Annotated in this window: 19 protein-coding genes and 5 pseudogenes; 15 read left to right on the top strand and 9 right to left on the bottom strand. The window is 61.4% G+C overall.

What is annotated here, in order from left to right:
* Both AC5V87_RS16415 and AC5V87_RS16410 read right to left on the bottom strand, forming a co-directional pair.
* Positions 1-245: pseudogene (locus AC5V87_RS16415) on the bottom strand (hypothetical protein).
* 371 nt (positions 246-616) lie between these two features.
* A complete protein-coding gene (locus AC5V87_RS16410; RefSeq protein ID WP_495371599.1) occupies positions 617-979 on the bottom strand; it encodes a PRC-barrel domain-containing protein in 363 nt (120 codons plus the stop codon).
* Between the two features lie 102 nt (positions 980-1081).
* On the opposite strand from AC5V87_RS16410, the gene AC5V87_RS16405 reads away from it, so the two are divergent.
* Entirely contained in the window at positions 1082-1273 is a 192-nt protein-coding gene (locus AC5V87_RS16405) for a hypothetical protein (protein ID WP_456839190.1), read from the top strand.
* Between the two features lie 244 nt (positions 1274-1517).
* Positions 1518-1688 (top strand): hypothetical protein, encoded by a 171-nt coding sequence (locus AC5V87_RS16400; protein WP_456839191.1) that lies wholly within the window; start codon positions 1518-1520, stop codon positions 1686-1688.
* Between the two features lie 217 nt (positions 1689-1905).
* On the opposite strand, the gene AC5V87_RS16395 is transcribed toward AC5V87_RS16400, so the two are convergent.
* Complete coding sequence (locus tag AC5V87_RS16395; RefSeq protein ID WP_283085695.1) at positions 1906-2133, bottom strand: hypothetical protein; 228 nt, start codon at positions 2131-2133, stop codon at positions 1906-1908.
* A gap of 215 nt (positions 2134-2348) precedes the next feature.
* On the opposite strand from AC5V87_RS16395, the pseudogene AC5V87_RS16390 reads away from it, so the two are divergent.
* The 5 genes and pseudogenes from AC5V87_RS16390 to AC5V87_RS16370 all read left to right on the top strand — a co-directional run.
* A pseudogene (locus AC5V87_RS16390) lies at positions 2349-3400 on the top strand (FGGY-family carbohydrate kinase); the annotation flags it as partial.
* Positions 3397-3648 (top strand): hypothetical protein, encoded by a 252-nt coding sequence (locus AC5V87_RS16385; protein ID WP_495371598.1) that lies wholly within the window; start codon positions 3397-3399, stop codon positions 3646-3648. The pseudogene AC5V87_RS16390 and the gene AC5V87_RS16385, both read left to right, overlap by 4 nt.
* Complete coding sequence (locus tag AC5V87_RS16380) at positions 3603-4265, top strand: TIGR01459 family HAD-type hydrolase (RefSeq protein WP_495371904.1); 663 nt, start codon at positions 3603-3605, stop codon at positions 4263-4265. The genes AC5V87_RS16385 and AC5V87_RS16380 overlap by 46 nt, the downstream gene beginning before the upstream one ends.
* Positions 4266-4311: 46 nt before the next feature.
* Entirely contained in the window at positions 4312-5298 is a 987-nt protein-coding gene (locus tag AC5V87_RS16375) for a class II aldolase/adducin family protein (RefSeq protein ID WP_495371597.1), read from the top strand.
* A gap of 102 nt (positions 5299-5400) precedes the next feature.
* Positions 5401-5853, top strand: coding sequence for an RbsD/FucU family protein (locus AC5V87_RS16370; protein ID WP_456839194.1), 453 nt, complete (start codon positions 5401-5403; stop codon positions 5851-5853).
* A gap of 190 nt (positions 5854-6043) precedes the next feature.
* Here the strand turns inward: AC5V87_RS16370 and AC5V87_RS16365 are convergent, their stop codons facing one another.
* Positions 6044-6217, bottom strand: a complete 174-nt coding sequence (locus AC5V87_RS16365) for a hypothetical protein (protein ID WP_456839195.1) — start codon at positions 6215-6217, stop codon at positions 6044-6046.
* Here AC5V87_RS16365 and AC5V87_RS16360 point away from each other — a divergent pair.
* From AC5V87_RS16360 to AC5V87_RS16340, 5 genes and pseudogenes are all read left to right on the top strand, one after another.
* Entirely contained in the window at positions 6206-7864 is a 1659-nt protein-coding gene (locus AC5V87_RS16360) for an ABC transporter substrate-binding protein (RefSeq protein ID WP_456839196.1), read from the top strand. The two genes, AC5V87_RS16365 and AC5V87_RS16360, sit on opposite strands and share 12 nt — an antisense overlap.
* A gap of 119 nt (positions 7865-7983) precedes the next feature.
* Positions 7984-9081 carry a carbohydrate ABC transporter permease gene (locus AC5V87_RS16355; RefSeq protein WP_456839197.1) on the top strand — a complete coding sequence of 366 codons (1098 nt, stop codon included), beginning with the start codon at positions 7984-7986 and terminating at the stop codon, positions 9079-9081.
* Between the two features lie 88 nt (positions 9082-9169).
* Positions 9170-10030 (top strand): carbohydrate ABC transporter permease, encoded by an 861-nt coding sequence (locus AC5V87_RS16350; protein ID WP_456843377.1) that lies wholly within the window; start codon positions 9170-9172, stop codon positions 10028-10030.
* A gap of 146 nt (positions 10031-10176) precedes the next feature.
* Positions 10177-10395: pseudogene (locus tag AC5V87_RS16345) on the top strand (Lrp/AsnC ligand binding domain-containing protein); the annotation flags it as partial.
* Positions 10396-10824: 429 nt separating this feature from the next.
* A complete protein-coding gene (locus tag AC5V87_RS16340; RefSeq protein WP_456839198.1) occupies positions 10825-11301 on the top strand; it encodes a Y-family DNA polymerase in 477 nt (158 codons plus the stop codon).
* Between the two features lie 210 nt (positions 11302-11511).
* On the opposite strand, the gene AC5V87_RS16335 is transcribed toward AC5V87_RS16340, so the two are convergent.
* The 5 genes and pseudogenes from AC5V87_RS16335 to gcvA form a co-directional block, all read right to left on the bottom strand.
* A complete protein-coding gene (locus AC5V87_RS16335) occupies positions 11512-12231 on the bottom strand; it encodes a LamG domain-containing protein (protein ID WP_456839199.1) in 720 nt (239 codons plus the stop codon).
* Complete coding sequence (locus AC5V87_RS16330; protein ID WP_495371596.1) at positions 12228-13502, bottom strand: ABC transporter permease subunit; 1275 nt, start codon at positions 13500-13502, stop codon at positions 12228-12230. The genes AC5V87_RS16335 and AC5V87_RS16330 overlap by 4 nt, the downstream gene beginning before the upstream one ends.
* Before the next feature lie 85 nt (positions 13503-13587).
* On the bottom strand, positions 13588-14334 hold the full coding sequence (locus AC5V87_RS16325) for an ABC transporter ATP-binding protein (protein ID WP_495371595.1): 747 nt from the start codon (positions 14332-14334) through the stop codon (positions 13588-13590).
* A gap of 354 nt (positions 14335-14688) precedes the next feature.
* Positions 14689-15108, bottom strand: coding sequence for a hypothetical protein (locus AC5V87_RS16320; protein ID WP_456839202.1), 420 nt, complete (start codon positions 15106-15108; stop codon positions 14689-14691).
* Positions 15109-15404: 296 nt separating this feature from the next.
* A pseudogene (gene gcvA, locus AC5V87_RS16315) lies at positions 15405-16202 on the bottom strand (transcriptional regulator GcvA).
* A 118-nt stretch (positions 16203-16320) separates the two neighbouring features.
* Between gcvA and AC5V87_RS16310 the strand changes: the two are divergent.
* The 3 genes and pseudogenes from AC5V87_RS16310 (at position 16321) to AC5V87_RS16300 (ending at position 18338) form a co-directional block, all read left to right on the top strand.
* Complete coding sequence (locus AC5V87_RS16310; RefSeq protein ID WP_495371594.1) at positions 16321-16581, top strand: DUF1127 domain-containing protein; 261 nt, start codon at positions 16321-16323, stop codon at positions 16579-16581.
* A gap of 25 nt (positions 16582-16606) precedes the next feature.
* On the top strand, positions 16607-17077 hold the full coding sequence (locus AC5V87_RS16305; RefSeq protein WP_456839204.1) for a glutathione S-transferase family protein: 471 nt from the start codon (positions 16607-16609) through the stop codon (positions 17075-17077).
* Between the two features lie 57 nt (positions 17078-17134).
* A pseudogene (locus AC5V87_RS16300) lies at positions 17135-18338 on the top strand (integrase core domain-containing protein).
* The last annotated feature ends 278 nt before the right edge of the window (positions 18339-18616 follow it).

Here is an 18616-nt window from a genome sequence, read left to right as displayed (position 1 = left end):
TCACGCCCAGGGCGGCGGGCGTGACTTCTGGCCCGACGGTGCCTGGGCATTCGAGTCGCTCGGGTTCTTCTGCTTGTTGGCTTCATGGTGACCGACCACGCATCCCGCCGCCGCGCGAGTTTGCCGTGACCCCCCACGTGGCCGGCGACGCTGCCGACGATGGCACCCTTGATACAGCCCTTCGCTTCCGCCGGCGAAACCGACGCCACCGCCAGCAGGCACGTCGCGACCAGAACTGGCTTCATGGTGTCCTCCATTCTCCGGATGTCCATCCGATCAAGTCGCGCGGACGAGCCGTGTTCCCGGTGACCGAGCCGCGAGCCGGCTCAGGCGGCATCGAGACCGTCGGCGCTGAGACGGGCGAGAGGACGACACGCCGAAGCCTCCCGGTTTCCTCGCTGCCGCATTGGGGCATCTGAAGGCGATATCGCAGTCCCTCGGGGCGATCCGGTCCGTCCTCAATCCTTTGCAGATGGCGGAATTCGTGGAAAGGTTCGACGTGATCCCGCTCGGCGTTGAGGCTGAGCGAGTAGCCACAACTCCAGTCCTCGATAGCGACGACGTAGTGGAAGAGCGACCTCCGCCGTCAGCCAGCCAGGCACCGGAGTGCGCCGTGTCAAGCCACTGGCACACCGTAATAGGCGTTCACCGAGCGCGTCGTCGCCGGGTCGCGCCAATTCCAACTGCTCTCGTCGGCGTATTTGGGGGCGCCGCGGAGTTGGTCCTGGGTGATACCGGTGACGTAGCCGCCCAGGTTGGTGTCGTATTTCAACGCCTGCCAAGGCAGCGGATAGTGATCGTCGCCGATACTGAGCAGGCCGCCGAAGCTGAGCACCGCGTAGGCCACCTTGCCGCTGATCTTGTCGATCATGACGCGCTCGATGTAGCCGACCTTCTCCCCGCCGGCCCCGTACACGTTCGTGCCCTCAACCTTGTCGCTTCCGATCAGGCTGAACGTCTCGCGATCTTCCATGGTCATGTTGACCTCCCTGATATTGTCTTCTGGAATCAACGGGACGACGATGGCTCCGTTCCTGGCTGAACCCTTGGGGGGCCTTGTTCTGGAAGAGCGGAGGACGAGATGGAGCTGACCGATCTGGAGCGCGCTTTTCTGAGGAGGCTCCTCGGCCAATCCTGGATCAGCGCACCGCTGTTCGACCATGAGACCGTGGCGCGGCTGGTGGAGCTGGGTCTCGTGCAAACCGTACCGCTTCCATCCGGAGATATCGAATACCGCATCACTGATGCGGGGCGGGCGGCGGGTTCCTCGTGACACGGATTGGGCGGTCAGCAGGGTCATGAAGCGCGCTGCGATGGGACCTGACCGAGGCGAGACGGGCGGCGGCAGCGAAGACTACACCAGGACAAGAGTCCAGGTTTAGGGGCTATAGACCGTGGTAGGGACGCCAATCTCGCTCGCGCTCGACGCCTGAGGCGCGAATGCGCTGAATTTCGCCGAACGTGGCTGCAACCGGGGACCCGTTCTGGCGTAGACGGTTTGGAGATCGCAACAGACCATGGCCGCCCAATCGCCGAAGATACTCGAAGAACTGCAGCGATACCGAAGGCTGCACGCGGAGGCGACCGACGCGCTTGCCGTGCGGCTGCTCCAGGACATCATCGCCGAGCTTGAGGCAAGCCTGCCCACCGAACAGCAGGACATAGGCACGAAGGCTGACAACGGCTAGGCCATGACCCGAGATCGGCATTGGCATGGGCTACGAACGTTGATCCATTTTGGCAATCGTGCGGGACCCAGTTGGTTGTCCTCACCTCCTGAAGGCCCGTTTCTGTCGACGAGAGCGGCCTTGCCCGCCGCGCTCACGATCCTTCAAAGCAGTGGTCCCGGCCGCCCCCTCCCGATGCGGGGCACTCCAGGTCGGACGGCTCGCGCTTGTCACGAACTTATCCTTTCGGCAGGCCTAATTCCTCGACCGCCCGGCCGCAGATTTCGGCGGGATCCTTGAGGCCGGTCTGACCGACCTCAATGATCTTCTTGGCAATCAGTTCGGTCAGAGGGTCATTGCGATCCTGCACGCCGATCCTGCGGAGCGCCTCTTCGTAGGCCCTCGAAAGCCGTGCAATCTCTTCCGGCCCCAGAGGTGAGTTTTGAAGTATTCGATAGATGGCCAACTGTCATACCCCGGTCGGGGTAGCGTAGCACCGATGTGCTGTGGGAGCATTGCACCATTGCGGCTAATTTTAACTTCCGCACCCATGCAGGCGTCGACCAGAAGAACGTCGCCGATAACCTTAAACAAGCTGGCGTCGGTTCACGTGTACTCCTCGCTACTGCTGCCGTTGCCGCGCAACGACCACCACGCCCGCGAGACCACCGGCCGGTCAGGGATGGCACGTCAGGCACCCTCCTGCCGGTGGATGCAAGTGGCCGCCCCTTCACGCCGGGCCTGATGTACAACGAACACGCGCGCGGCGAAGGAAGCAGCTCGCATTGCAGCGATTGCGCCGGCGGAGAGTGGCGGGCACGGCGCCAGCAGCGCGCTGGCGAAACTCCTTCATCTGCTGAGTGGCGCCGAAGCAAGCGGAACGCGCTTCGCGGTTCACCAGGCTGACTGGATTGCCGGTCGGCTTGGCGGAGCCATGGTGTCAGCGACGAAAACAATGTCCTGAAGCTCGGCTCCGATCCGATCGCGCGTGCTTGGCCGGCATGGCTCGGCCAGCTCGGCGTAAGCGGCGAAATCCTGCCGAGGGCGCTGGTGCCGGGGACGCCCTTCGCCACGATCGATGCGGAAATCGCGTCCACGCTTGGCATTTCGTCATCGGCCCGCATCGGAGCTGGCACCACCGATGGCGTTGCCGCCTTCATTACCACACGCGCTGACACACCTGGCGATGCCGTGACCTCGCTTGGTACGACGCTTGTCGTCAAGCTGCTCGCGACGCAACCAATCTTCGCCCCGGGGCAGGTCGTCTATTCACACCGCCTCGGCGAACGCTGGCTCGCCGGTGGGGCTTCCAATTCTGGCGGCGGAGCGTTGCTGACACATTTTACCGCGGAAGACATGGAGCGGCTCACGCCGCTCCTGAGGCCGGGGGAACCGACAGGTCTCGACTATTATCCGCTACCAAACCCGGAGAGCGTTTTCCGATTGCCGATCCGGCGCTGGCCTCACGGACCACGCCGCGCCCGAGCGAAGACCGCCTTTTCTTCCAGGCCCTGCTCGAGGGCATCGCGTCGGTCGAGGCGCTCGCGTACCAGCAACTGGCCCGGCTCGGAGCGCCGCCACTCCGCCGCATCATCAGCATCGGCGGTGGCGCGAAAAATGATGCATGGACCAAGATCCGGCATCGCCGTCTCGGCGTTCCCATAGTCACCGCCGAGCAAACCGAAGCCAGCTATGGCGCAGCGCTGCTTGCCTTACAGGGCAGTCCGTCATGAGGAGCGGCGCCATCCCAATCAAAGCGTTGAGCGCGATTGCCGATCGGTTCGGTCATGTGCTGCTCGACCAATGGGGCACGCTGCACGAGGGCGGCGCCGTCTTCCCGACGGCACGCGACTGCGTGCAGAGGCTCAGGGACGCCGGCAAGCATGTGCTGGTGCTCTCCAATTCCGGCACGCGTGACGCAACAATGAAGATCGGCTGGAAGCACTCGGCCTGCCGCCGACCGCCTATGACGGCATTCTGACCTCAGGCGAAGTGACCTGGAGCGGTCTGCATGCGCGCGCACGTGAGCCGTTCGTCAATCTCGGCCGAACCTGCCTGCTCATCACGCGCGGCGGCGATCATTCCATCGTTGCCGGACTCGAACTCATGGTGGTAGCCGACGTTCAGAAGTCTGATTTCATCCTGCTGGGAGGCCTCGACGATGCTGTCGCCGAGCCAGAACACTGGCGCGACGGCTTGATCTCGGCCGCCGCGCGTCGGCTGCCGATGCTCTGCGCCAATCCTGACCTAACCATGTTCAGCGCAGAACGATTGATTCCGGCACCGGGGGCGCTGGCGAAATTCTATGAGACGCTTGGTAGCCGCGTGATTTATGTCGGCAAGCCGCACGCGCCGCTCTTTGATGCGGTGCTGGAACGATTGGGCTACCCCGATCCGAGGCGTGTTCTGATGGTCGGCGATTCCCTCGATCACGACATCGCGGGCGCGAGAGGCGCTGGAATGCTGACGCTGCTCCTCACCTCAGGGGTGCACAGGGAGGCGCTGGCCTGGGCGCCCGATCTGCCAACACCGGTCCGTGCACTCGCCATATCTGAGAATCGCATGCCGAACTGGGTGATGAGCCACTTAAGCTGGTGAGATAATCGCGATGCAAACGCCCGCCCAGCTCCAAGATCTCCGTCGCATGTCGGCCCGCGTCGGCAGCAACATGCTGCTTGTGCAGGGAGCGGCAATTCATCCATCAAGCACGGCGACGTGCTCTGTGAAGGCGTCCGGCACCTGGCTTGCCGACGCGGAGGCCAAGGACATCTTCGTGCCGGTCTGCCTTTCGGCCGCACGCGCAGCACTGGCGCAAGGTGATGAGCGGGTGCCGCTTGCGCCACACGCCGCGAAGACATTGCGCGCCTCGATCGAGACGGCACTCCACGCACTGATGCCGCATCCGGTTGTCCTGCATGTCCACTCAGTCAACACGATCGCATGGGCGGTGCGAACCGACGCGCGCGATGAGCTTGGCAAACGGCTGGATGGGCTGGCTTGGCGTCGCCTCGATTATTTTCATCACGGACTTCCGCTGGCGCACGCCGTGAGCAACGTCACCGCGCTGAACCCGATCGATGTCCTGATCCTCTGCAATCACGGTCTCGTGGTTGGCGCAGCCAACTGCGACGCGGCGGAAGCTCTGGTCCACGAGGTCGAAAGGCGCCTCTCGCTACCCCCTCGCCGCCCCTCGGCAGCGGATGATCAAGCACTTCGCAGCATATGCTCAGGGACGAACTATCGCCTGCCAGCCGATCCTCTCTGCCACAACATCGCCACCGACCGCTTCAGCCGTGCGATTGCGACAAGCGGCTCGCTGTACCCCGACCACGTCGTTTTTCTAGGACCTGGTCTACCAATATTGGCAGAAGGCCAGGACCTGGCTGCCATGACAATGCATGCCAGCGCCGTTGGACTGAGCCCGCCCGTTTCCACGCTGATTCCAGGCATTGGCGCCGTCATTCGGGAGGACGCTAGTCCAGGGGCCGAGGCCATGTTGACCTGTCTCGCGCTGATGACGTGCCGCCTGCCGCTCAGTGCCGAGATCAGCTACCTCTCGATCGAGAACGAGCAAGCCCTCTTGAATTGGGACGCCGAACGCTATCGGCGGCAATTGACCGCCAATCGCTGACGAATCTCCGAGCTTGGAAGTTACTCACATAGGTATGGACGTCGATGCCGCGACGTCGGATAGTCCAATCAATCCAAGTTCTGATCATGGCAGGGAGATCACATGCTGAAATCGATCGACCCTCTTCTCAATGCAGATGTGCTCTATGCCCTTCGGTCCATGGGGCACGGCGACGATCTCGTCCTCTGCGACACCAATTTCCCCGCCGACTCGGTCGCCCGCCAGACCGTCCTGGGTCGGCTGTTGCGCATCGACAATGTCAGCGCCGGACGCGCCGCACGCGCGATCCTGTCGGTACTGCCGCTCGATAGTTTTATCGATAAGCCGGCATCGCGCATGGAGATCGTCGGCCAGCCCTGCGAAATCCCCGAGGTGCAGCGCGAAGTGCAGGACGCCATCGATGCAGCGGAAGGACGCTCGTTTCCTATGGGATCGGTCGAGCGATTTGCCTTCTATGAACTCGCCAAGAAATCCTATTGCGTGATTCAGACCGGCGAACGGCGCTTCTACGGCTGCTTCATCTTCAAGAAGGGCGTCATTCCGCCCGACGCCTGATCAAGCTCTGGCGGCGTACGATACCTCCGGCACAAACATGACGCCGGAACGGTGCCCCGTCGGGAACCAACCCGTTCGCGCCGCTGCGAACGCCGTCGAGGCTGCATATCGTCACGGCTGATCATTCATCTTGCAGCGCGGCATCATCGACGGCTGTCCATCTTCACTGACGTGGATATCGTGGACGGCTTCAAGCTTGCTTGCCTTCGTTGACTTTGGAATGCGCCGTTGCATACTCGACGCGGCCTCTATGACCCATCACGACGACACCGAAGTCCGCGAGCGGAATGGCCTCGATGTGCTCCGGCGTTTCAGACTTCACATCAAGAAAGTCAAAAGGGAGGGTATCGCGATGAAACAGCAAGATTATGATTGGCTTTCCGCATTCCGTCCGAACCGGCGTACGGTGCTGAAGGGTGCGGCAAGCGCCGCGGCATTGGGCGCGAGCGGAGCGCTCGGCACGTTCTCGGAGATTGCGCTGGCACAAGAGAATCTTCGCGCGCAGATTGGGCAAATTCCGGGTGTGGGCAAAGGCGCTCCGACGGACGCCGACTGGCAAAAGGTCGGCGAGCTCTGCCTCGGGCCGACCAAGGCGAGCATCAAGGAGGGCGAGTTCAAAGGCGTCGAGCTCTCCTTCATGGGACTGAATAATCAGAACCTGCATAACCTATTGTTCCGCGGCTTCCTCAAGCCATGGGAGGCCTATACTGGTGCGAAGATTTCCTGGATCGATCTCGCCCAGGCCGACTACAACCCGCGGCTACAGCAGGCGATCGCGACCGGCACGGTCGATTTCGACATCCTGGAGATGGGTGCACCGTTCGAAGGCGATGTCTGCGGCAAGGGACTGGCGTCGGAGATGCCGGACTGGGTCAAGAAGCAGATCGATATCGACGACTATGTCGACTATCTGAAGCCACCGGTCGGCACCTGGAACGGCAAGACCTACCGCGTCACCATCGACGGCGACTGTCATAACTTCAACTACCGCACTGACGTCTTCTCCGACGCCACGCTCGCCAAGGCCTGGAAGGACGCCGGCAATGCGACCGAATGGGGTGTGCCGAAGACTTGGCAGCAGGTGCAGGCGGTGACGAAGTTCCTCAAGGGCAAGAAGTTCAAGAACCAAAACGTGTTCGGCTATCTCGATGCGCCAAAACCGTGGGGCGGGTTCGGCTTCTATTTCCTTGGCAGCCGCGCCACCGCCTATGCCAAGCATCCGGACGACAAGGCCTGGCTATTCGACATCGACACGATGAAGCCGCGCATCAACAATCCCGCCTGGGTGCGCGCCATCCAGGACGTGATCGACGCGCTGCCGTCCGAGCCGGCCGATCAGCTCAATGCCGATCCGAACACCACCGGCTTCCAGCAATTTCTGGCCGGCATCGGCTCGATGATCCCCTGGTGGGGCGACATTGGCCAAGTGGCGAAAGCAAGCGACACCTCGGTCATCGGCGACACCGTCGGCTTCGACATCCTGCCGGGCTCGGACGATGTCTATAATTCCAAGACTGGCAAATGGGAGAAGCTCCCAAGCGGTCCGAACCACGCGCCGAATTGTGCCTATCTCGGCTGGGGCATCTACGTGATGGCCCGCGTCGATGGCGACGAGAAGAAGCACAAGGCGGCGTGGAGCGCGGCCGCGCATCTCGGCGGCAAGGACCTCTCGTTCTGGACGGTGCTGTACCCGTCGGGCTTCCAGGCCCACCGGACCAGCCACTTCCGGTACGATGAGTGGGTCGCAGCGGGCTATGACAGGAAGTATATTACATCCTACCTGAACTCGCAGATCGGCTCCTACAACCACCCCAACCGGGCTGTGGAGCCGCGCATCCCCGGCATCTTCCAGTACTACAGCATCGCGGAAGACGAGCTCACCAAGATCTTCGCCGGCAAGGTTGACGCGCAGACAGGCGCGAACAACATCGCCGCCGCGTGGGAGAAACTGACCGACCAGATCGGCCGCGAGCGGCAGATCGGGCTCTACAAGGCCTCGCTCGGCGTGTAGCGCGCCTGCGCGAAGCCATCCACCCTCGGCTGGCGCCTCCGGCGCCAGCCGAAAACTTGCCTGCCCGGCGACAGATCCGGCACTAAATGCGGCTCATCTCGATGCAGAATTCCGTACCCATGAGCGACGACCTGCACCAGCCAGCGACGAAGCGCGCCGCCGGCAGCAGGAAGGCCGCCGGCCGCGCTCTTGTCCTGCTAGCGTCGCTCGGCTTCTTGCTCGTCGTTCTCATTCAGGTCTTGCACGCGAGCGGTACCATGACCGCCGGATTCTCCGATTGGCGACCGATCCTCATCGCCTATCTCGTCTGGGCCGTCGCCGTTGGCGTCGCACAAGTTCTGGCCCGTGGCGAATGTGGCCAGCGCGCGCTGTTCCTCCTGCCGGCGGTGTTCTTCACCGTCGCCGTCGTGATCTTTCCGACGATCTTCGGGATCTACATCGCATCGCTCGACTGGAATCTCAGCTCGATCGAGGGTCCTCGCTTCAGCGGCTTCGACAATGTCAGGGGCATGCTGAACGACACCTATTACTGGAACGCGCTCGGTAACATGGTCTTCTATACGATCGCGGTGCTCGGTGAATACGCGATCGCGTTCGGGTTGGCGCTGCTGCTCAGCGCCGAGATCCGCGCGCGAAAATTCTTTCGCGTAGTCTTCCTGCTGCCGATGATGCTCAGCCCCGTCGCCGTGAGCTGGATGATCGGCAAGTCGCTGCTGGAGTATCGCTTCGGCCCGGCGGCGACGCTGGCGCGCTATCTCGGCTGGGACAATCCGGCATTCTTCGCCTCGCCATGGATGGCGCGCTTCAGCATCCAGGCGATGGACGCCTGGGTCTCGATCCCCTTCATCATGATCATCCTGCTCGCAGGCCTGCAAGCGATGCCGAAGGAGGTGCAGGAGGCGGCCAAGGTCGACGGCGCGAATGGCTGGCAATCATTCTGGCACGTCACCTTCCCGATCATGCTGCCGGTCAGCATCACGGTCCTGATCATCCGTATCATCTTCAAGCTGAAGCTCGCCGATATCGTGATCAACGTGACGGCCGGCGGCCCCGGCGGCGCCACCGACACGGTGTCGAGCTTCATCTACCGCGTCTATCGCGATCGCTCGAATGTCGGATACGGTACGGGGCTCGCCATGATTTACCTGCTGCTGATCATCGTGCTGCTGACGCTGATGTTGCGCGCCTCGAAGCGCTGGACGCAGAAGGTCGTCTAGCTCGTAAATGGAGTTTGAGCTTTTGGCTGTCTCCACTGTTGCATCGAACCCGATCCGAAAGCGTCCCGCAGCGCCGCGCGCCCGGCGGATGTTGGGCCGCGCGCTGATCTACGCCGCATTGCTGCTCTGGACCTTCATCTGCCTGTTCCCGATCTACTGGACCGTCACGACCTCGTTCAAATCGGCAGTTGATGTGACGCAGGCGCACCTGATCCCCTGGGTCGATTTCCAGCCGGACTGGAAAGGCTGGCGCTCGCTCGGCCTGTCGCCCGATACGCTGTTCGGAACTTCGACCGCGCGTTCCGAATTCATGAACCGGTTCGTCAACAGCATCATCACTTCGGTCGGCGCATCGCTGCTCGCGCTGGTGCTCGGATCGCTCGCCGCCTACGGCTTGAGCCGCTTCCGCTACAAATTCGCCTGGATGCGCAACGACGACATCCTGTTCTTCTTCATGTCGCAGCTGATCCTGCCGCCGGTCGTGCTCGCGCTGCCGTTCCTCGTGCTCTACAAGGCCCTGGCGCTGCTCGACACGACGTTTGGCCTGATCCTGCTCTACACGCTGACGGTGCTACCGATTGTCATCTGGATCATGCGGGACCAGTTCAACGCGATTCCGATTGAGCTCGATGAAGCCGCCTTCGTGGACGGCCTCTCCACCTGGGGCGCGTTCCTGCGCATCATCCTGCCACTCGCCGTGCCCGGCATGGTCGCCGCGTTCATCCTCTCGCTGGTGCTGTGCTGGAACGAATACTTCTTTGCCGCCCTCCTCACGAGCACCGACGCGAAGACGCTGCCGGTGATGGTGGCGAGCCAGACCGGCTCGCAAGGCATCAATTGGTGGTCGATGGCGGCGCTGTCGACGGCGGCGATCGCACCGCTGGTCCTGGTCGGCATCTTCCTTGAGCGCTACATTGTCAGCGGCTTGACCACGGGAGCCGGAAAGTAGCCGGAGGGATCAACTGAGTTCAGCGCTCATTGAACGCACCAGAGCATGCAGGAGCTCACCGCGATTTCAGGGAGACCGTTCGCTCTTGCGCATTGAAGGCCGATGCGAAGACCTCGATCAAAACGCCGGCAGGGCCACGACGGCCGATGACTCAGGTCACCGACAAGTCCACGACCGCGGTGATCCGGCAATTGCACGGCTTGCCTGAGTTGCACTCCCTGCATACGACCAACGGCACCTGGGATCTGATCGCCGAGATCCGCGCCGATAGTCTCGCCGACTTCGATCGTGTGCCGCGCGAGGTGCGCACCATCGACGGCGTCCTCAACAGCGAGAGCAGCATCCTGCTGAGTTCGGTCTTTTAGATCAACACGCGTTCTGCGTACCAGTCCCGCCCGAGCCCCCAGAGCGATCTTGGTTGAACCGCTCTCGTTGGCTGTTCCTGGATTTTCTTTGATCTCCCGGTGCACACGTCGTGCACACGACGGCTCCTAACCACCTGAAAAACTTTACCTCTCCCTCCAATCCATCATGGGCAAGTTTGAGCTAAGTAGCACCACTTAGGTCGAAGCCAATGAAGAGTGGTCCGTTTTGCGCCACGAGAGGAATCCCCCCGGACAGGCGGCCTGCGGTACCTAACGTTCGCACATATGTATGCCGATGGCGGAACGGGTGTCTTGTCAACCATGTCGATTCGACTCGATTTCTCTTGCGCCTCGGACGAATAGCTACGGTGTTTGCAACGGTCGTCCCAGCAATATCTCAACCGTGGTTTTCCCGCCCGTGAGTGAGGCTTGCACCCTGCTGCCTTCCTTCAAAACGGCCGCGGGGCGGATCATCAGTTCGCGGGCGGCGAGCATAAAATTCTGGTCGTTGACTGCATGGCGCCCAAATGTCTGCCGCGTGGCATAGCCCTTCGGGGGCCAGCTTCGCGATGGCCCGGTGCCCAAGAAAAAGGCCCTGGTCCCTCGACGGCATCGCAGCGCAAAATCATCCATATCGACATGAATGTGTTCTATGCGTCCGAGGAGCAGCGGGACAATCCGGACCTGCCGGGAAAGCCGGTCGGAGTCGGCGGCTCGAGCGCGGCGTGGTCGCCGCAGCCAGCTATGGGGCACGCAAAATTTGGTGTGCGCTCCGCCATGCCATCGGTGACTGCCAAGCGCCAGTGTCCTGATCTGATCTTCGTCAAGCCGCCAAGGATGAAATCGAACGGACGCCCGCCTCTGGATTTCCACACATCAACCTCTGCGAGGTTATTGCAGAGGTAGCAGCCCTGAACGTTTTTGCGAACGAGGTCGCCTCCGTAGTGATCGGCATCGCCCGCCTCCTGGTGCAATCCTCGAACTCGCCTTCCCTCAGTGAGGCACGACCTCCTTCAACCTCAAACGATCTAGTTCACCTGACACCGCTCTACAGCAGACTGCGAAAGGGTACGACGGGCATACTCTCGGTCGCGTCCATAACGTTCCAGTACCTGTTCAATTGCTAGTTGCCACGATGTAATCGGCGAAATACATGTGGCTGTCGGCCTTCGACCAAAGCCCGATCCGGCCGGACACCGGTTGCGCTAGCGTGTGTTCCAGATAAAGCTTTCCGTCAAGATAGCCTTCTACCTTCGTGCCGCTCACGCGAACCTTGAGGTCGTGCCACTGCCGCGTCGCGGTCGGTGTATTGCGTACCCATTTGACCGCAGACCGCTTGCCGTTCTCGAATTTCCACAGCACGATATTGTTCTCCAGGCAGTTCGCGCGGACTGTCAGGTAGTCTCCGTTTGGCTTGAGGTTGAATAGGATGCCGGCGCCCTGGTCGATGCGACCGGACAAGCCTTCGAAGCGAACCGAAATCTCGCCATCGGTGAAATTGTCGATTTTTGGCGCAACCGCGTAGGGATAGTAGGCGTACGCCTGCACGCGATCGAGAAACTCAGCGTAGCGTTCCCCGTAGAGAGCCCGTGCCTTATCGGCGATACCCGCCGACGATTGACCCTCCTTCCACTGGCGACCATCGACCGTGATCACCTTCTTGCCCCCCTCCTCCTCGATCCTCCAGAAGCCGACCACCGGCACCAGTGATTTTGGCTCCCCGCCGACGGTTTCATTCGAGAGGTCAATTTTGATCGGTTCTGCCGCCAAGCCCGGCAGCATCGCACAACCGATCGCCAAGAGGATGGTGGCTCCAACTTTCTTACTGATAGTCATGGCTTAACTCCTTGATCAACGAGAGCCCCTTTGTCTGGAGGCAGCCGGCGAATGTACCGCCAGGCGAGCACGATCAGGAGTGGCAATCCGCCGACGAACCACAGCAGCGTAGCGTCCGCGCTTACGACCAAGGGATATCCGGGGTACTCTTCGCCGACGCTGGGTGCCGGCGGCTGCACGCCTGCGAGTGCATATAGCAGCGGAAGTATCTCCCGCGGGCTGGTAGAGCGGCTTACGTCGGTTCGATCACCGTACGCATAATCAATCTGACCATAGGCGTCGGGATTAGGAATGTTTGACCGCCCGCTCGCTAGAATGACGGTGACGTCGGGCATGACGCGCTCGAGCTTCGCGATAACATTCCGCCGGAGATCGATATAGCGGGGGTCCTCAGCGGCGAGATCGACTCTGATGACTAGCGGACGCCGAAGCGTCGCGAGCAAGCGCTCATCTGCGGACGAAAAGGAGTTGCGGCGATCCTGGCTGACGTCCACAGACTCTCTGATTTGGGCCGCGCCAGCCAGTCCAATTACGATCGCCATCACGCACAAGCCAGAACGGATTACTTTTGTTCGCACCGGCGCGCCAAGCGGAAGCCAAACGATCGTGAGCGCGGCAAGCCCCCCAATTGCGGCGGTTATGCCGAGCACCAGGCCAGCCGACAGAAGCCCCTGCTCGAACGGACGCAGCGTCTGGGTTAGCGACAATTGCGCAAGCCAGGCCGACAGACCAGAGCGGCCAGCGAGCGTGAAATCCAGTACCCATGATCCGATGGTGACAGCGAGAGCGATGATGGCGGCGGTTGCCGAACTGTCGGAGACGATCGCGGCAAACAAGCCAATGGCGCCGGCAAGCAGACCATACAGTAGATGGCCGAACAGCAGGTTCAGCGTCTCTGGCGCAGCCAAATGGCCGCCCAACATGGCCCACACAGCCAGAGCGGAAAGCGCAGGAATGCTCACGATGAGCCAGGCTGCCATCGCGGCGCAGAATTTTGCGGCGACGAGCGTCGAGGTCCGGTACGGCAACTGCACCAGCAGGCGCAATGCGCCACTTTCCTTCTCTTGGCCCAGCAATCGGATCGCTACGAAAGGAAACAACAACGTCACCGCCACATAGAACGAGCCGAATGTCGGGACCAAGATTCCATCGAGCGGTGACAGGCTCCTTGCCAGAACTGGCGACTGCAGGGCCGCTGCACTTGACTCGCTGTACAGCGAGACTGCCTGGACGAAGCTGTATCCGACGAGCGGACAAACCAGCAGCAACATGGTCCAGAGCGCTCGACCGGCCGTGACCTCGCGGAGCTCTTTTGCGAGCAGCGGAGCGATCGGTGCGGTAGGCCGCACGTATGCTTCACGTGAGTGCAAGAAAGATATCCTCCACTGAGCCGCTCGGCAGTCCCGTCTGCGCACGCAGTTCCCCAAGTCCTCCGGACCCGCGCACCTGCCCTGCCGAGAGCAAGATGAAGCGGTCACAAACCCGCTCGGCGTCCGCCAATTGATGGATAGAGAGTATCAGCGTGCGCCCACGTGCCGTCTGGCGACGCAAGACCCCCATAACGTCGCGCGTCTGCCGCAAGTCGAATCCGTCAAATGGTTCGTCCATCAGCAGCAGGTCGTGCGGCGCGAGCAGTCCGATGGTCAGCATCAGCCGTCGGGCATATCCCTTTGACAGAGCGTGGACGCGCTTTCGAAGCACCGGCTGCAACCCAATCGCTTCGATGGTCGACCTGATGTCTGCGTCTGAGCGTCGAAAGACGTCGCCGATAAACGACACGACCTGTAGCGCGGACTGGTTATTGTATGGACGGACGCCATCCGGCAAGTAGAACAGGACGTCTCGTCGAAGACCCACGTGTAGCGGCTCTCCGCGCCAAAAAACGTCACCCGAGTTCACCGGCAGAAGTCCGGCAACGGCTTCCAGCAGTGTTGTCTTGCCGGCTCCATTTGGACCGATAATGCCGAGAATTTCGCCCGCTACAGCAGAGAACGTCACGCGGTCTATGGCGGCGCCGTCGCTTCCATAGTGCTTGGTCAGGTTTCTCACGCTCAGCAAAGGCGCCAAACGATCTGGCGAAAACCCGTCGTTGACGGTTGACATGCTGCGTCCTTCTCAGGCGTCCGGACGCGATGCTTGGGCTTGTCGCCTCATGGGGAGACCGCCATCCCCAGGCCCCGACTTTGCCAAAGCGGGACTGCTTGTCAATTAGGAACCACCGAGACGCGAGGTCTCCGAACGGCGCCGACCGTTCACTTCAGTTTGATCAAGCATCCGGTACATAGCGCTATGAGCGGCAACGTACGGCCTTGCCCGCGCATCCTTCGCGATCGGCAGCACTTCGGTTGCCTTGGGGCGTTCCAGTCGCGTTCAATCTGAAGCAGACACGGGACGGACAAGCTGATCGAGGCGTCAAAACGGTCGGTCAGCTAGGCTGCCTTTTTGGCCCCCGCGCGCTTAGCAGTCAGTCGCCTTTTTCTGCGACGGTGCGGGCTCGGCCGTACCGGCCGTTGCCTTCTTCGATTGCTCAGTGGGCGCGGGGCGGGTCTGCTCAACGGTGCCTGCTGTCCTATCCGGTTGCTGCGCGGAAGGTGCAGGCTTGGTCGTCGTTGATTGCTCTGCAGCAGTAGGCTCGTTCTGCATCTGGCGCTGCGCGTCTTCTGATGACGCCGCGGTATGCTCCGAGGCCTTGCTCATGGAAGATGTCGGAGGATGCTCCTTGGAATCAGTTGCTGTGGAGCCCGTGGTTTGCCCGGTGTAGCCCGGGACGTTTCCTGATCCTGCATCGCGGCTCGCAGTATCGCAGGGACCCGCGTAGACTGAGGTGGCGCTGAAGGCGAGCACCACTCCCAAGATAGTAATTTTGCTCGTGATCATGGCCCTTCTCCTTTGTTGGACCGTTAACGTCTAAACAAAGGATTGGAGGGTTCTGTTCCGGTCCTGTGAGAGCGGCCGCAACCGTTCGCCAAAGAATCTGAGTTCGCCGACCTTTAAGATGGCAACGAGCGTTAACACACAGGGGTACGACAGTTTAGTAATCACCGCGGCTTCGCCTTCGAGGTCCCGACGAGTGATTTGAGCTGACGAAGGTCGTTTGACGCCTCCGCGAGCAGCCAGTCACGAAAGGTCGCGATCTTTGGCTGCGCTGCAGAGGCCTTCGGGCATACGATCCACTAGGTCTTGGAGCGCGTTGACTCCGGAAATGCGAGTGCCAGCCGACCGTTGATCAAATCCCACGCCGCCAGCGTCGTTCGAGCAAGCGCGATGCCCTGCCCATTGATCGCGGCATCGATAACCATGCTCGCACGATTGAGCACAGGCCCGTGTGTGACATCGGCCTCATCGATACCGACGCCACGCAGCCAATTCGCCCAGTCGGATCGGTTATCGAGATGAATCAGAGGAAATTTCAAGATATCACAGACCGCTCCGATCCGTCGGCGCCCCGACAGCAGTTTCGGACTACACACAGCAAATAGTCACTCCGACGAGAGCCTTATGGGGTCGAGACCCGGCCAACTGCCATCGCCGTGGCGCACCGCTAGGTCAACTTCTTCGCGGGCAAAATCGACGTGGTGCATCGTGGCCGAGACACGGAGATCGATGCCGGAATGCGCCTCCGCGAAATGCCCGAGCCGATGCACCAGCCATTTGGCGGCAAAATCCGGTGAGGTACTGACGGTGAGAACGCCAGCGCTTTGCCGCTGCAACAGCCGCTCCGTTCCAACTGCAATGCGGTCAAGCGCGTCGCGGATAACGGCAAGATAGTCCCTCCCCGCCTCGGTGATGATCAGGCGCTGACGTTCACGATTGAATAGCTTGAGCGCGAGCTCAGTCTCCAGCGCCTTCACCTGATGGCTCAGCGCTCCTTGAGTGACACAAAGCTCTTCAGCCGCGTGCGTAAAACTCTCGTGGCGCGCGGCGGCCTCGAAAGCCTTCAGGGCATTGAGCGGCGGTAGGCGCGGGCGCATCCTACCGACTTCATGAGAAAAACTAAGGCAGGCACGAGAAACGATGCTTTGCGGGGAAGCATCCCGCAGGACTATTGAACAGCTCCACCCCAGTATTTCAAGGCATTTGGAGCTTTCCATGTCCATCCTGCTGACCGCCCCTGGGGGCGATCCCGCCCGTGCAAGCGCCGGACCCGGCCATCCCGCTTCATCAATTCAGCTCAGGAATCAAATCAGCCGTTCGGCGGCAGGGATGGTGGAGCTGGCTCGACCGGCAGCACGAACGCAGAGCCTGCGCGAGATTGTAGATAACCCGCATATGCTCAAGGACCTTGGGCTCACCCGTGAACAGGCGCTGTGTGAGGCCGCCAAGCCGTTCTGGCTCTGGTTCTTGCTCTAAAAGACAAGCGCAGAAGAGAAGACGGATGTCCGATCCGATCGTCTACGGTTTTCCACGTAGCACCTTCGTTAACATCGTTCGCCTGATCCTGACGCACAAGGGCGTGGCTTACCAATTCCGCGACCTCGAGCCTGTCATGGGCAAGGCCGATCACCTGGCGCTACACCCCTTTAACCGCGTCCCAATTCTGGACCATGACGATCTTACTGTCTATGAAACGAGCGCGATCGCCGCCTATGTCGACGAAGCGTTCGGCGGCGTGTCGCTGACGCCGAAAGACCTCAAGGCGCGGGCGCGGATGAACCAGTGGATCAGCGCCGTCAATAGCTATTACTACCCCTACATGATCTACCACGTGACACATGAGCGGCTGGTTTTCCCGGAGCTCGGAATTGCCTCCGACGAGAAAGTCGTCGCGCACGCGCTGCCCAAGGTCGAGACGGGGCTTTCGGTCGCCGAGCGCCAGCTTGCGCTGAGCGGCCCGAGACATAGGTGACAGAACGTACCGGACACATGGGTTACACTTTCCGCTTTTGTTCTGCGGGATGTGTGGATGCCGTGGAAAGCGAGTTCGGTAATGGAGGAGCGCCTTCGCTTTGTCGCCCGCCTGTTGGACGGGGAAGCCATGACGGATGTCTGCCGGGAGTTCGGCATCTCGCGCAAGACCGGCTACAAGATTTTCGATCGCTACAAGGAACATGGCCTGGAGGCGCTGAGCGACCGCTCCAGGCGGCCGGTTCGCTACGCCAATCAACTGCCGGCCCAGATCGAGACGCTGATTGTCCAGCTCAAGGCTGAGAAGCCGCATTGGGGGCCCGCAAGATCCGCGAACTCCTGGTGCGACGGCTCGACGGCGACGTCCGGGTGCCGGCCAAAAGCACCATTCATGCGGTGCTCGATCGCCACGGCTTGGTCAGGCGGGGCGGCGGGCCGCGCCATCGCGCGCGCGGCACGTCGCTATCGCAAGGGACTGCCCCGAACGATGTCTGGTGCGCCGACTTCAAAGGCGAATTCAAGCTTGGCAACAGCCATTACTGTTTCCCGCTAACCGTCAGCGATCATGCCGCGCGCTTCCTGCTGCTGTGCGAGGCGCTCGACCCCACGCGCGAGGAGCCTGCCATGACCGCCTTCGAGCGCCTGTTCCGCGAGCGCGGCCTGCCGCTTGCCATTCGGTCCGACAATGGCGTGCCGTTTGCCAGTCCCAACGCCTTGTTCAATCTTTCCAAGCTCTCGGTATGGTGGCTCCGCCTCGGTATCGCCATCGAGCGCATCAAGCCAGGTCATCCGCAACAAAATGGCCGGCACGAGCGCATGCATCTCACCCTCAAGAAGGAGGCCACCAGGCCGCCTGGCTTCAACAGCCTGCAACAGCAGGAGCGCTTCGATGCCTTCGTGCACGAGTTCAATACCGAGCGCCCCCACGAGGCGCTCGGCATGAAGTGTCCTGCCGAGGTCTACACGGCTTCAGCGCGGGCCTATGCCGGCCTGCCGGAGTTGAGCTATCCCTTCCACGAGGCGACGTCGTCGTCACCGCCTGCGGCCGCCTCTGCCTCCATCGCAAGAGGATCAACATCTCAATCGTCCTGGCTGGTCAGAAGCTCGGCATCAAGGAGGTCGACGAGGGCATCTGGCTCGTCAGCTTCATGCATTACGATCTCGGCTATTTCGATCTCGAACAGAAGACCTTGCAACCTCTCGATAACCCGTTCGGTCCGAAGCCCATCACCGATGTCTCAGCCACGACCACAGCGCCCTGACAAAGACGCGCTCTTGTGCATTCTTGGCATGGAAGGCCACTTGCTTGGCTCCGCTGTCGCGGTCAACCTCCGCAGCCCGAAGGGGCGCGGCACGCGCGGGGTTGACGGCGATAGCGCGAGCCAAGCAAAAATAGCCAGGCCACGAATGCGTCACCCTGAATGCAACAGATTGCAGGCCAGCGGCCTCAATTTGAAGCGAACCTGGCAGATGACTTTGAACCCCCGAGACAACCCGATCGGCACGAGGTTGTCACCACCCATCTCTTAGGTACGTTTCG

This window comes from Bradyrhizobium sp. SOJA106, from assembly GCF_059448745.1.
Note: the sequence above shows the minus strand (reverse complement) of the source record. Positions and strands in the feature narration are given on the sequence as shown.

What these genes read in the sequence shown, in the direction of transcription:
- AC5V87_RS16410 (WP_495371599.1), bottom strand. Translation starts at nt 979, where the DNA reads ATGACCATGGAAGATCGCGAGACGTTCAGCCTGATCGGAAGCGACAAG.
- AC5V87_RS16405 (WP_456839190.1), top strand. Translation starts at nt 1,082, where the DNA reads ATGGAGCTGACCGATCTGGAGCGCGCTTTTCTGAGGAGGCTCCTCGGC.
- AC5V87_RS16400 (WP_456839191.1), top strand. Translation starts at nt 1,518, where the DNA reads ATGGCCGCCCAATCGCCGAAGATACTCGAAGAACTGCAGCGATACCGA.
- AC5V87_RS16385 (WP_495371598.1), top strand. Translation starts at nt 3,397, where the DNA reads ATGAGGAGCGGCGCCATCCCAATCAAAGCGTTGAGCGCGATTGCCGAT.
- AC5V87_RS16375 (WP_495371597.1), top strand. Translation starts at nt 4,312, where the DNA reads ATGTCGGCCCGCGTCGGCAGCAACATGCTGCTTGTGCAGGGAGCGGCA.
- AC5V87_RS16370 (WP_456839194.1), top strand. Translation starts at nt 5,401, where the DNA reads ATGCTGAAATCGATCGACCCTCTTCTCAATGCAGATGTGCTCTATGCC.
- AC5V87_RS16360 (WP_456839196.1), top strand. Translation starts at nt 6,206, where the DNA reads ATGAAACAGCAAGATTATGATTGGCTTTCCGCATTCCGTCCGAACCGG.
- AC5V87_RS16355 (WP_456839197.1), top strand. Translation starts at nt 7,984, where the DNA reads ATGAGCGACGACCTGCACCAGCCAGCGACGAAGCGCGCCGCCGGCAGC.
- AC5V87_RS16350 (WP_456843377.1), top strand. Translation starts at nt 9,170, where the DNA reads ATGTTGGGCCGCGCGCTGATCTACGCCGCATTGCTGCTCTGGACCTTC.
- AC5V87_RS16335 (WP_456839199.1), bottom strand. Translation starts at nt 12,231, where the DNA reads ATGACTATCAGTAAGAAAGTTGGAGCCACCATCCTCTTGGCGATCGGT.
- AC5V87_RS16330 (WP_495371596.1), bottom strand. Translation starts at nt 13,502, where the DNA reads ATGTTGCTGCTGGTTTGTCCGCTCGTCGGATACAGCTTCGTCCAGGCA.
- AC5V87_RS16325 (WP_495371595.1), bottom strand. Translation starts at nt 14,334, where the DNA reads ATGTCAACCGTCAACGACGGGTTTTCGCCAGATCGTTTGGCGCCTTTG.
- AC5V87_RS16320 (WP_456839202.1), bottom strand. Translation starts at nt 15,108, where the DNA reads ATGATCACGAGCAAAATTACTATCTTGGGAGTGGTGCTCGCCTTCAGC.
- AC5V87_RS16310 (WP_495371594.1), top strand. Translation starts at nt 16,321, where the DNA reads ATGTCCATCCTGCTGACCGCCCCTGGGGGCGATCCCGCCCGTGCAAGC.
- AC5V87_RS16305 (WP_456839204.1), top strand. Translation starts at nt 16,607, where the DNA reads ATGTCCGATCCGATCGTCTACGGTTTTCCACGTAGCACCTTCGTTAAC.